Raw genomic sequence first — 12756 nt, 5'->3', positions numbered from 1 at the left:
GTTGCCTGATCGATCAGGCATCCGAAATAATGATCCGCCAATGAAAAACGGCGCGATGAACGCGCCGCATTTCAAACCTTATTTCATGCGGATTTACTGCACCGTTTCCGCCACGCGAACCGCGTTCGTGCTGGCCGCGTCATCGGCGAAATCTTCGGCATCGACGTCGTAGCCCGACGGTTCCCAACGCACCGCGAGCAGCGCCGCGAGTCCGGCGAGCGGCGCGATCGCGATGATCCAGAACACGCGCGTGCTGAGCGCGGCGGCGAGCACGGGGAACAGGAACAGCGATACCGTCGAGCTTGCGCGCATCAGCGTCTGGTTCAGGCCCACGCCCACGCCGCGCAGCGAGGTCGGATAGCCGAGCGATGCGAACGTCATGCTGTGCGAGCCGGGCCCGATGCCCTGGCCGAACAGGAAGGCGGCGAGCAGCGCGACCGCGCTCACGACTTCCGGCGTCGTCGCGGGCTTGCCGACAACCGCGAGACCCACGAGCGCGCAGAACTGGATCGTGTAGCCCCAGACCGTCATCTTCCACGCGCCGAAGCGCGGCACCGTGCGCACCGCGATCATCCCGCCGACGAACGCAAAACCCAGGTTGAGCGCGAGCGAGGCGAGGATGGTGGTCAGCATCGACTGTGCGAGAAAGCTCGAAATGATCACGGGCAGGCCGAATGCGACCGCGTTGTACGCGAACGAAGAGGCCACGCCGATCACCGTCGCGAGCGCCGTGCGTCGCGCGTAGACGCCGCGCATCAGCGCGCCGTAATTCTTCAACGACGCTACGCGCGCGGGCTTCGCGGCGGCGGCCTGCAGCGCTTCGGGCGCGACTTCGGCGTCGATGCCGTAGGAGCGCTTGAGGATGCGCGCGGCATCGGCGAGATCGCCCTGGTTCGCGGCCCACACGGGCGACTCGCTGATATAGCGGCTGCGGATCGCGATGATGACGAGCGCCGGCACCGCGCCGAAGCCGAGCGTCAGGCGCCACAGCAGATGCGAATGCGAGGCGGGCAGCGTCGAGTACAGTGCGAGCACGAGCAGATAGGAGACGCTGATCGCCGCGTACCAGACGGGGCACCACATCGCCACCCGCGCGGCCTTGTTGCCGCGTCCCGCGAGGCGCGAGAACTCGGCGAGGAAGGCCATCGCCACGGGCAGGTCGATGCCGACGCCGAGGCCCATCACGAAGCGCGCGCCGCCCAGCACCCACGCGTTGGGCGCGAGCGCGCAGGCGATCGCGGCGATCACGAAGAAGAACATGTCGGCCATGAACACGCGGTAGCGGCCGATGCGGTCGGTCAGGAAGCCGCCGAGGAACGCGCCGACGATCGCGCCGAAGGTGATCGCCGAGGCCACGAAGCCGGTGCCGGCGGGCGTCAGCGAGAATTCGCGCGCGACGTCCTTGAGGCCGAAGGCGAGGGCGCCCAGGTCATAGGCGTCGAGGAACACGCCGCCCAGCGCGATCGCGACGACGATGCGCGCGTTGCTGCCGGGCGCGCCGCCTGCGTTGACGAGCCGCGAGACGTCGGCGGCGCTGCGGATGAGCGGCCGGCCGGCGGACGAGGAGGAAGGAGAAGCGGAAGCGGACGAGGCGGACATGCGAAGCGGCTACGAGGAACAACGAAAACGGCGGGCGGCGCAATGCCGGACGAAGGCGCAGATGCTACCGGTGGCGGCGCGCGCGCCCAAATCGTTTTTCGTTATGAGCTCATACCCCGCGGCCGGTGTCCGGGCCGGGCGCGTTGGGCCGGCGCTTCTGGCGCGCCGGCGGGGCAGTGCATCGAATCAGTGCATCGAGTCAGTGCATATAAGTCACACGGCGCGCGCGGTCGCTCAGTTGCACGCCCGCGTCGAGCAGGGCGATCGCGAACCAGCGCGCGGTCTTGAGCATGCCGCTCACGCTCGGCATCGGCAGCCAGTCGTTGAGCAGCTGCACGGCGGCTTCGCTGCGCGTCGATTGCAGCAGCGCGATCACCTGGAGCAGCGAGCCTTCGTCCTTGGCCAGCTCCGAGGCGCAGCGGCAGCGCGTGTCGAGCGGACGGCACGAGGCGCGGCACAGCGTGCCCATCAGCAGGTCGAAGTGGCCGATGCCGTCGACGGCGAGGCCGGCGTCGGCCAGCACGCCGCGCCAGCTTTCGTCCTTGCCGTAGGCGTCGCAATGCGGACGCAGCCAGGTGCGCACGGCGCGCAGCACGGTTTGCTCGGCGGTGTCGGGATGATGGACGAAGGTATCGTCGATCAGGGTGTCGTTTCTCGTGAACGGGGCGGTGTAGTTCATGGGGCCTCCGGCGAACGGTCAAGGGTGGCGCGGACGCTCCGCGCTCACAGCATTCGGTGCCGGTCTCGCCGGCATGGGCTCCATGATGCGGCAATTTTTTATCAAATGCAAATGATTCTCATTTGATATTTAATGCGCATGGCGTCCGAGCTTCGCTGGATTGCGCACGCACGGAAAGGACTCTTCCAGGCGGCCCGCTTAATTCGGGGGCCGCAACCCGCTACAGTGGGTCCATGCGTGTTCCAGCGTCGCTGGCGCATCGTGAGAGTTTCGCCCCTGCCCGCATACGGCCGGGGCTTTTTTTTTGCGCTGCGCAAGCGTCCGACAAGCGTCCGACAACTGCCCGGAAGACGGGGCCGGATGCGGTTTTCGGCGAGCGTAAGGGTAGGGCTCGCGCGTCTAAGTAATTGAAACGAAAGATACAAGTAATGTATTATTCAGCCCGCGCTGCGCGACAGCATGCCGCGCCTGACGGGCCTTGCGAGGTCGAAACGGGTGATTTCGGAGTGAAAAACAGCCTTGAGCGACCGTTTCGTTGTTTTTCTTCGTAGTATAAACTCGAATAAAAACAATGACTTGTATCAATCTTCGATCCGGCTCGCATTGTTGCGCTGCAAAAGTTCCGTATTCCGTTTACGCTCGTTAACCCTTGAACGTGTGTTGCATTTCGCCGCTCAGCTGACAAATACATTACAGCCGGCCCGGTTCGATTTTCACCCCGCGTCAATCTTTCAAATTGCTTGCGCCCGGGCGGCGCGCTGACGAAGCTATTTGCTCCGCATTTTTAAGGTCCTGTTGAAATGCAATCCGTTCCATTTCTGAGTCTGGCGATCTGGATTCCCATCCTGTTCGGCGTGGCTGTGCTGCGCCTCGGGTCGGATCGTCATCCGCAGCGCGCGCGCTGGCTTTCGCTGATCGGCTCCATCGTCGGTCTGCTGCTGACGCTGCCGCTCATCAGCGGCTTCGACAACCATCAAGCCGGCATGCAGTTCGTCGAGTTCCGCAACTGGCTGCCCGAGTTCGGCGTGGCCTGGCGTCTGGGGATCGATGGCATTTCGATGTGGCTGGTCGTGCTCACCGCGTTCACGACGCTGGTGATCGTGATCGCCTCGTGGGAGTCGATCACCGTGCGCGTCGCCCAGTACTTCGGCGCGTTCCTGATCCTCTCGGGCCTGATGGTCGGCACCTTCGCAGCGACGGACGGCATGCTGTTCTTCGTGTTCTTCGAAGCCACGCTGATCCCGCTGTACCTGCTGATCGGCACGTGGGGCCATGCGCGCCGCACGTACGCCGCGGTCAAGTTCTTCTTCTTCTCGTTCGGCGGCTCGCTGCTGATGCTGCTGTCGATGCTGTACCTGTACAGCCAGTCGCACACGTTCGACATGTCGGCGTGGCATAACCTCACGGCGCTCGGCTTCGTGCCGCAGCTGCTGGTCTTCATCGGCTTCTTCGCGGCCTTCGCGGTCAAGGTGCCGATGTGGCCGTTCCACACCTGGCTGCCCGACGTCCACCTCGAAGCGCCCACCGGCGCGACCGTGCTGATGGCGATGCTCAAGCTCGGCGGCTACGGCTTCCTGCGCTTCACGCTGCCGATCACGCCGGACGCCGCGCACTTCTTCGCGCCCGTGATCATCACGATGTCGCTGGTGGCGGTGGTGTACTCGAGCCTGCTCGCGCTCGCGCAGACCGACATGACCAAGCTGCTCGCGTACTCGACGGTCGCCCACATGGGTCTCGTCACGCTCGGCCTGTTCCTCTTCAACCAGATCGGCACCGAAGGCGCGATCGTCCAGATGATTTCGTACGGCTTCGTCTCGGGCGCGCTGCTGCTGTCGGTCGGCGTGCTGTTCGACCGCACCAAGACGCGCACGATCGCGGCTTACGGCGGCGTCGTCAACGTGATGCCGCGCTACGCGACCTTCATGATGCTGTTCTGCATGGCCAACGTCGGCCTGCCGGGCACCTCGGGTTTCGTGGGCGAGTTCATGGTCATCGTGGGCGCGATCCGCGTGAACTTCTGGATCGGCGCGATCGCCACGACCACGGTCGTGCTGAGCGCCGCGTACACGCTGTGGATGTACAAGCGCGTGATCTTCGGCGCGGTGGCGAACAAGGGCGTCGCGAAGCTGACCGACATCGGCCGCCGCGAAACGCTGATCTTCGCCTCGCTGGCCGCGCTGGTGCTGGCGGTGGGCATCTATCCGAAGCCCATGACCGACGCGATCGAGCTGTCGGCCGCGAACCTCGTGGCGCAGGCCGGCCGCACCAAGCAGCCGACCGACGAAGCCGCCAACGCGAGCACGGATGCCGTGCGCGCCGGTTCGGCGGGTGCGGACGTTCGTGCTGTTTCGCTCACCGAGCGTTCGCCGACGTAAGCAGCACGTTCACTGCAGTTAAAGAATGACGACGCAAGCGCGCGCCGTCCCGCGAGTGTTCGCGGCACGGCGCGCGTGTGCGTTCAAGAGTTTCCGAATCTCTCAATTCGGAAAAAAAGCCGCGGCGAGTCTGCGTTGAAATGAGGGCAGGGCATGACGTGCGTGTGTTGATGAGGCGCGACGAACCTCGCGAACACATGTGACAAAGTGTCTCACTTTTGTTTTGACAAAGATCATTTTCAACATTCATTGATTGTTATTGATCAAAGCGGCTGTATGATGCGGTCGCGCTTCCTTTGCGTGATGTCAGGGGTAGTGCCCGGAACTATTCAATGAATGAAATTCAGGCAAACGTGATGAAAAGAACAACCTTTCAAAGGTTATTGCTTCCCGTCAGCGCCGGATTGGCCATGTGTCTTTCCGGCTGCAATCTGGAAGTCCTCGACCCCAAAGGGAGCGTGGGCATGGCGGAAAAGTCGCTGATCGCGACCTCCACCTGGGCCATGCTGATTGTGGTGGTCCCCGTGATCATCCTGACGCTGTGGTTCGCGTACCGCTACCGCGCTTCCAACCGCAGCGCCACCTACGCACCGAAATGGTCGCACTCGACGGCGATTGAAATTGTCGTCTGGACGGTCCCCTCGCTGATCATCCTGTTCCTCGCCGTGCTCACGTGGAAGACCACGCACGAGCTCGACCCGTACAAGCCGCTCGAATCGAACGTCAAGCCGATCAACGTCGAAGTTGTGGCGCTCGACTGGAAGTGGCTGTTCATCTATCCGGATCTGGGTATCGCGACGGTGAACCAGCTGGCAGTGCCGGTCGGCACGCCGGTGAACTTCAGCATCACGTCAGATTCGGTGATGAACTCGTTCTTCATCCCGCAGCTGGGCACCCAGGTCTACGCGATGGCAGGCATGCAGACCCGTCTGCACCTGATCGCCGATCAAGCTGGTGATTACGCCGGCCTTTCGGCGAACTTCAGCGGCAAGGGTTTCTCGGACATGAAGTTCCGCACGCTCGCCACGAGCCAGCAAGACTTCGACGCGTGGGTTCAGAAGGTCAAGGCGTCCTCGACGCAGCTTTCGATGGACCAGTACGCGACGGTCGCGCAGCCGAGCGAAAAGGCGCCGGTTGAGTACTTCTCGACGGTGGATCCGAAGCTCTTCAACAACATCATCGCGAAGTACAACAACGGCCACGTCACGAATTTCAGTGACCCGTCCTGCGTGACCAAGGGGTAATCCAAGCATGTTCGGAAAACTTACACTGGACGCCATTCCGTATCACGAGCCGATTATTCTCGGCACGATGATCGGCATGGCACTCATCGGCGCATTCGTGCTCGGTGGCATCACTTACCTCGGTAAGTGGAAATATCTGTGGACGGAGTGGCTGACGAGCGTCGACCACAAGCGTCTGGGCGTGATGTACATCGTTCTCGCCCTCATCATGCTGCTGCGCGGCTTCGCCGACGCAATCATGATGCGTACCCAGCTGGCTCTCGCGTACAACGCGCCGGGCTATCTGCCGCCGCACCATTACGACCAGATCTTCACGGCTCACGGCGTGATCATGATCTTCTTCATGGCCATGGCTTTCATGGTTGGCCTGATGAACATCGTGGTGCCGCTGCAGATCGGTGCGCGCGACGTCGCGTTCCCGTTCCTGAACTCGCTGTCGTTCTGGATGACCGCCGTTGGCGCAATCCTGCTGATGATCTCGCTGGTCGTCGGTGAATTCGCCATGACGGGCTGGCTCGCGTATCCGCCGCTTTCGGAGCTGGCATACAGTCCAGGCGTCGGGGTCGACTACTACCTGTGGGCGCTGCAGATCTCGGGTGTCGGCACGCTGCTGACCGGCGTGAACTTCTTCGTCACCATCATCAAGATGCGTGCTCCTGGCATGACGCTGATGAAGATGCCGGTGTTCACGTGGACGGCGCTGTGCACGAACGTGCTGATCATGGCTGCGTTCCCGATCCTGACCGTCACGCTCGCGCTGCTCGGTCTGGACCGTTACATCGGTACGCACTTCTTCACGAATGACGGCGGCGGCAACGCCATGCTGTACCTGAACCTGATCTGGGCATGGGGTCACCCCGAGGTGTACATCCTGATCCTGCCGGCGTTCGGTATCTTCTCGGAAGTCGTGGCGACCTACGCCAAGAAGCCGCTGTTCGGCTACAAGGCGATGGTGTACGCAACCTGCGCGATCATGGTGCTGGCATTCGTTGTCTGGCTGCACCACTTCTTCACGATGGGTTCGGGCGCCGACGTCAACGCGTTCTTCGGTATCGCCACGATGATCATCTCGATCCCGACGGGCGTGAAGATCTTCAACTGGCTGTTCACGATCTACCGCGGTCGCCTCGAGTTCAACTCGTCGGTGCTGTGGACGCTCGGCTTCATGGTCACCTTCACCATCGGCGGCATGACCGGCGTGATGATGGCGATCCCGGGCGCGGACTTCGTGCTGCACAACTCGCTGTTCCTGATTGCTCACTTCCACAACGTGATCATCGGCGGCGTGCTGTTCGGCTACCTGGCCGGCTTCAACTACTGGTTCCCGAAGGCGTTCGGCTTCAAGCTGAACGAAAAACTGGGCAAGCGCGCGTTCTGGTTCTGGCTCGTGGGCTTCTACGTTGCCTTCACGCCGCTGTACGTGCTGGGCTTCATGGGCGCAACGCGTCGTCTGAACCACTACGACAATCCGGCATGGCATCCGTGGATGATCATCGCCTGGGTTGGCGCCGTGCTCGTGGCAATTGGTATCGCTCACCAGCTGATGCAGCTGTACGTGTCGATCCGCGACCGCAACCTGCCGGAAAACCGCGACCTGACGGGCGATCCGTGGGGTGGCCGTACGCTGGAATGGTCGATGTCGTCGCCGCCGCCGGTCTACAACTTCCCGGTTATCCCGAACGTGTCGGAACTCGATGAATTCCAGCACCTGAAGGAAACGGGCCGCGAAACGCCGGACGTCGCGAACACGCATTACACCGATATCCACATGCCCTCGAACACGAGCGCAGGTCTGTTCATCGGTTTCTTCAGCCTGGTGCTCGGCTTTGCTGGCATCTGGCACATCTGGTGGCTCATGATCGTCGGCTTCGTCGGTATTCTCGGCACGGCCATCGCTTATAGCTTCCAGAAGAACGAAGGCTATTACATCCCGGCCGCCAAGGTTCGGGCAGACGAAGAAGCGCGTAGTCGCGCACTGGTCAAGGCGTTTGCTGACAAGCAGCGCGGTGGCAAGGTTGAAGAAGCACTGGAGGCCAACTGATGTTGACGAAAACTGGTGCGGCCGCACTCGCGGAGCACGATCACCACGATCACCCGCCGTCACACTCGGTGTTCGGTTTCTGGCTGTACCTGATGACCGACTGTATTCTGTTCGGCACGCTGTTCGCAGTGTTCGCCGTGATGCAGAATCAGTTCGCAGGCGGCCCGACGGGCAAGGACCTGTTCGACATCCAGGGCGTCGCGATGGAAACGGCAGTGCTGCTGCTGTCGTCCATTACGTACGGCTTTGCGATGATCGGCGCGCACAAGCAGCGCAAGGGTCAAGTGCTGGTCTGGCTGGCGATCACCTTCCTGCTCGGCGCGACGTTCCTGTACTTCGAACTGCATGAGTTCGCGAACATGATCGCCGAAGGCAATGGTCCGCAGCGCAGCGCGTTCCTGTCGTCGTTCTTCACGCTGGTTGCCACCCACGGTATCCACGTGACGATGGGCATGATCTGGATGATCGTGCTGATGGTTCAGGCCGTGAAGGCACCGGTGCTGGGCGAGCGTGAAATCCGCCGCCTGGCTTGCCTGAGCCTCTTCTGGCACTTTCTGGACATCGTCTGGATCTGCGTGTTCTCCTTTGTTTATCTTGCGAGCGTGATCTAAATGAGTGCTCATTCCATCCATGAAGAAGAAAGCCATGGCAGCGTAGGCAGCTACGTGGCCGGTTTCGTCCTGGCGGTGGTGCTCACGGCCGCTTCGTTCTGGCTCGTGCTGCATGGCGGCTTCCCGCGCGAAACCGCGCTGCTCGGCCTCGCCGTGCTGGCTGTGGTGCAGATCGTGGTTCACCTCATGTTCTTCCTGCACATGAACACGTCGTCGGGCCAGCGCTGGAACGTGACCGCGTTCGGCTTCACGGTGTTGACGGTCCTGATCGTGGTCGTCGGTACGCTGTGGGTCATGCACAACGTCAGCATGAACATGATGTCGCGTTGATCGTTCGATCAGCGATATCGGCTTGAACCGCATCCGGCATCAGCGCCGGATGCGTCAACAAGCAAAACGCCGCCTGGGCTCGCGCCCGGCGGCGTTTTTCTTTTGGGGCGTGCCCGCGTGCGTTTTATTCGTGATTGCTGTCGCGATGTCGCGCGTTCAGGTGCCGAAGCGCTGCCGCACGATCCCGGCGACCGCGCGGCCGAGTTTGTGATGCTGATCGGCCTCGTAGTGGATGCCGTCGGTCGGGCTGACCGTGGCGAACTCGCCCGCGTCGAGGAACGCCGAGCCATATTTCACCGCGACGCGCTCGTAAAGCGGCGCGAGCAGCCGCGATTTCGCCGCGCCGCCGGTGAAGATCGCACCGAGAAAACCCACTTCCTCGATCGGCACCGGCGCCATCAGCAGCACGTGCGGGGTGGCGCCGCCCGGACCCGCGCGGCAGGCCAGCAGCGTGTCGAGCAGGACGTCGACGGAATTGGCGATGTCGGCGGGCGTGACCGAGAAGCGCGTCTTGAGGTCGTTGGTGCCGAGCATCAGCACGACCACGTCGACGGGCAACTGGCTTTCGAGGCATGGCCGCAGGTACGCGAGGCCGTTCTTGTGGCGGCCCTCGATCGGGTCGTCGTGCACGGTGGTGCGCGCGGGCAAGCCTTCCTCGATGATCTTCCAGCCGCCGCCGAGCGTCTCGGCCAGCACGCCGGGCCAGCGGTCGGCGGGGCCGAAGCGTTCGAGCACGCCGGGGAGATTGAGCGGCTTGGTGCCGTGCGTGTTGGAATCGCCGTAGCAGAGCAGGGTGCGTGTCGTCATGGGTCTACGCTCCAGAATAAGTGTGCGGGAGGAGAGGGTTTCCGATCGGAAACATTCGTGTGACTCGACTGCGTAATGTGTAGCAACCAGGCGTTGCAACCCGGTGCGGCAGACCGGCGCTATAACCATGTTGGCCATCGGGAGAAGCCTAGACGACTGGTCTAATCGGCCTGTAACATGCCCTCCCATGAATGCAGCGCCAGCCGCGGAAGTGCGGCAACACATCCTCGATACCGCCATGCCCATTTTGCTGGGCAAGGGCTTTTCGGCCGTCGGTCTCAACGAGATCCTCGCGGCGGCCGGCGTGCCCAAAGGGTCGTTCTATCACTATTTCGGTTCGAAAGAGTCGTTCGGCGAAGCCTTGCTGACGTTCTATTTCTCCGAGTATGCAGAACGCCTGGAGGCGCAGCTCGTGCGCGCGCCCGGCACGGCGCGCGAGCGCCTGATGCGCTACTTCGAGGAATGGCGCGCGATGCAGTGCGCGGACGGCCCCGACGGCAAATGCCTCGCCGTAAAACTGGGCGCCGAAGTCAGCGACCTCTCGGAGCCGATGCGCGCGGTCCTGCGCCGCGGCACCGACGAGATCATCGCGCGTATCGCGGCCTGTATCGACGAAGGCCTCGCGGACGGTTCGCTCGAAGGCGTGCGCAACGCTTCGAGCACGGCGGCGACGCTCTACGAACTCTGGCTGGGCGCGACGCTGATGGAAAAAATCCGCCGCGACCGCAGCCCGCTCGATTCGGCGATGGCGACGACGCTCGCCTTGTTGAACCTGCCGCCCGCGACGTGATCGAACGCGCAGCGGCGCCATCGTAGCGCTGCGCCGCGAACCCAATCCATCGAGACAGAGACAGCGCCGCTGGCCGGGCGCAGCAAAGAGGGCCGCTTGATGCGGCGAAGGTCTAGACGACCGGTCTAATAACGTGCGCGATCACGCGCATGGGCCGGTTTCGCACGGACGCGCAAGCGCCCGGACATCACCGAACAAGGAACGCCGATGAAGGTACTGATCGTTTTGACTTCGCACGAAGACCTCGGCAACACGGGCAAGAAGACGGGCTTCTGGCTCGAGGAATTCGCCGCGCCGTACTACGCGCTGCGCGACGCCGGCGCGCAACTCACGCTCGCCTCGCCGAAGGGCGGCCAGCCGCCGCTCGACCCGAAAAGCAGCGATCCGTCTGCGCAGACCGACGCCACGCGCCGCTTCGATGCGGACGCCGCCGCGCGCGCCGAACTGGCCAGCACGAAGCGCCTCGCCGATATCGACGCGAGCGACTTCGACGCGGTGTTCTATCCGGGCGGCCACGGTCCGCTCTGGGATCTCGCCGAAGATCCGGTCTCGATCGCGCTGATCGAAAAGACGCTCGCGGCGGGCAAGCCGGTCGCGGCCGTGTGCCACGCGCCGGGCGTGCTGCGCCACGTGAAGGGCGCCGACGGCAAGCCGCTCGTGGCCGGCAAGTCGGTCACCGGTTTCGCGAACAGCGAAGAAGCCGCCGTGGGATTGACCGACGTGGTGCCGTTCCTCGTCGAGGACATGCTCAAGGACCACGGCGGCCGCTACACCAAGGGCGCCGACTGGGCGCCGCACGTCGCCGTCGACGGGCTGCTCATCACGGGCCAGAACCCGGCTTCCTCGGAGCCGGTCGCCGAAGCCTTGCTCGCGGCGCTCAAGGGCCAGTGAGCCGGTAACGAAGGCGGCGCCTGATTCGTCCGCGCGCCGTCTTCGTCCTCGATTTCCCTTTTGTTTCGGCAACGCCATGTGCCGCGCGCGACGCGGCGGGGCGTTTGCGTGTTTTTCGCTTTGATAGCGGGTGAGCGCCGCGCCCCTCGCACCCGTTGCGAGCCGCGCCCGGCTGAACCCATTTTTCATGTGACCCGCAGCGGCGTTCGTGCGCCGGCCGGGTCGACACAGGAGAGCTGTTGATGTCTGCATTGTTCGAACCGTTCAAGCTCAAGGACGTGTCTCTGCGCAACCGTATCGCCGTGCCGCCGATGTGCCAGTACATGGCCGACGACGGCGTGATCAACGACTGGCACCACGTCCATTACGCGCAGATCGCGCGCGGCGGCGCGGGCGTCGTGATCGTCGAAGCCACGGCCGTATCGCCGGAAGGCCGCATCACGCCGGGCTGCGCGGGCATCTGGAACGACGAGCAGGCCCAGGCATTCGTGCCGACCGTGAAGGCGATCAAGGCGGCCGGTTCGGTGCCGGGCATCCAGATCGCGCACGCTGGCCGCAAGGCGAGCGCGAACCGTCCGTGGGAGGGCGACGACCATATTCCCGAAGGCGATGCGCGCGGCTGGCAGACCATCGCGCCCTCGGCGATCCCGTTCGGCGCGAACCTGCCGAAGATTCCGCAGGCGATGACGCTCGACGATATCGCGCGCGTGCGCGAGGACTTCGTCGCCGCCGCGAAGCGCGCGCTCGACGCGGGCTTCGAATGGCTCGAACTACATTTCGCGCACGGCTATCTGGGCCAAAGCTTCTTCTCGGAGCATTCGAACCAGCGCGACGACGCCTATGGCGGCAGCCTCGAAAACCGCAGCCGTTTCCTGCTGGAAACGCTCGCCGCCGTGCGCAAGGTCTGGCCGGAACATCTGCCGCTGACGGCGCGTTTCGGCGTGATCGAGTACGATGGCCGCGACGAGCAGACGCTCGCCGAGTCGATCGAACTCGCGAAGAATTTCAAGCGCGAAGGCCTCGATATGCTGAGCGTGAGCGTTGGTTTTTCGACGCCCGCCGCGCAGATTCCGTGGGCGCCCGCGTTCCTCGCGCCGATCGCGCAGAAGGTGCGCCGCGCAACCGGCCTGCCGGTCTCGTCGGCGTGGGGCATCGGCACGCCGGAACTGGCCGAGCGTTCGGTGGCGTCGGAGCAACTCGATCTCGTGATGGTCGGCCGCGCGCATCTGGCCAACCCGCATTGGCCGTACTTCGCCGCGCAGCAGCTCAACGTCGAGCGCGCGGCCTGGACGCTGCCCGCACCGTACGCGCACTGGCTCGAACGCTACAAGGCCTGAGCGCGCCTCGCACCGGTCGGCAATGTGCCGATCGGAAACTTCGTTGACGACA

11 protein-coding genes are annotated in these 12756 nt (G+C 63.6%); 8 read left to right on the top strand and 3 right to left on the bottom strand.

Annotated features, from left to right (window positions below; genetic code table 11):
• Positions 1-93 precede the first annotated feature (93 nt).
• Both LDO54_RS30220 and LDO54_RS30215 read right to left on the bottom strand, forming a co-directional pair.
• Positions 94-1599 (bottom strand): MFS transporter, encoded by a 1506-nt coding sequence (locus tag LDO54_RS30220; protein WP_224014927.1) that lies wholly within the window; start codon positions 1597-1599, stop codon positions 94-96.
• 199 nt (positions 1600-1798) lie between these two features.
• The gene (locus LDO54_RS30215) at positions 1799-2278 is read right to left on the bottom strand and encodes a hypothetical protein (RefSeq protein WP_224014925.1); all 480 of its coding nucleotides are present in this window, start codon (positions 2276-2278) and stop codon (positions 1799-1801) included.
• 800 nt (positions 2279-3078) lie between these two features.
• Here LDO54_RS30215 and LDO54_RS30210 point away from each other — a divergent pair.
• The 5 genes from LDO54_RS30210 (at position 3079) to cyoD (ending at position 8879) form a co-directional block, all read left to right on the top strand.
• Positions 3079-4653 (top strand): NADH-quinone oxidoreductase subunit M, encoded by a 1575-nt coding sequence (locus tag LDO54_RS30210; RefSeq protein WP_224014923.1) that lies wholly within the window; start codon positions 3079-3081, stop codon positions 4651-4653.
• 356 nt (positions 4654-5009) lie between these two features.
• Positions 5010-5897, top strand: coding sequence for a ubiquinol oxidase subunit II (gene cyoA / locus LDO54_RS30205; RefSeq protein ID WP_224015216.1), 888 nt, complete (start codon positions 5010-5012; stop codon positions 5895-5897).
• Between the two features lie 7 nt (positions 5898-5904).
• Positions 5905-7938, top strand: a complete 2034-nt coding sequence (cyoB, locus tag LDO54_RS30200; RefSeq protein WP_224014921.1) for a cytochrome o ubiquinol oxidase subunit I — start codon at positions 5905-5907, stop codon at positions 7936-7938.
• The gene (gene cyoC / locus LDO54_RS30195; protein ID WP_224014919.1) at positions 7938-8549 is read left to right on the top strand and encodes a cytochrome o ubiquinol oxidase subunit III; all 612 of its coding nucleotides are present in this window, start codon (positions 7938-7940) and stop codon (positions 8547-8549) included. The genes cyoB and cyoC overlap by 1 nt, the downstream gene beginning before the upstream one ends.
• Positions 8550-8879, top strand: a complete 330-nt coding sequence (gene cyoD, locus LDO54_RS30190) for a cytochrome o ubiquinol oxidase subunit IV (RefSeq protein WP_224014917.1) — start codon at positions 8550-8552, stop codon at positions 8877-8879. It begins immediately after the preceding gene.
• A gap of 156 nt (positions 8880-9035) precedes the next feature.
• Here cyoD and LDO54_RS30185 read toward each other — a convergent pair whose 3' ends face one another.
• A complete protein-coding gene (locus LDO54_RS30185) occupies positions 9036-9686 on the bottom strand; it encodes an SGNH/GDSL hydrolase family protein (RefSeq protein ID WP_224014915.1) in 651 nt (216 codons plus the stop codon).
• Between the two features lie 187 nt (positions 9687-9873).
• On the opposite strand from LDO54_RS30185, the gene LDO54_RS30180 reads away from it, so the two are divergent.
• From LDO54_RS30180 to LDO54_RS30170, 3 genes are all read left to right on the top strand, one after another.
• Positions 9874-10476, top strand: a complete 603-nt coding sequence (locus tag LDO54_RS30180; RefSeq protein WP_224014913.1) for a TetR/AcrR family transcriptional regulator — start codon at positions 9874-9876, stop codon at positions 10474-10476.
• Between the two features lie 207 nt (positions 10477-10683).
• Positions 10684-11367 carry a type 1 glutamine amidotransferase domain-containing protein gene (locus tag LDO54_RS30175; protein ID WP_224014911.1) on the top strand — a complete coding sequence of 228 codons (684 nt, stop codon included), beginning with the start codon at positions 10684-10686 and terminating at the stop codon, positions 11365-11367.
• Positions 11368-11609: 242 nt separating this feature from the next.
• Positions 11610-12704 (top strand): NADH:flavin oxidoreductase/NADH oxidase, encoded by a 1095-nt coding sequence (locus LDO54_RS30170; protein ID WP_224014909.1) that lies wholly within the window; start codon positions 11610-11612, stop codon positions 12702-12704.
• Positions 12705-12756 lie beyond the last annotated feature (52 nt).

Origin of the sequence: Paraburkholderia tropica, assembly GCF_914484835.1 — a bacterium.
GTDB lineage: Bacteria > Pseudomonadota > Gammaproteobacteria > Burkholderiales > Burkholderiaceae > Paraburkholderia > Paraburkholderia tropica_A.
The sequence above is the reverse complement of the archived record's forward strand: the minus strand, read 5'-3'. Positions and strand labels throughout refer to the sequence as shown.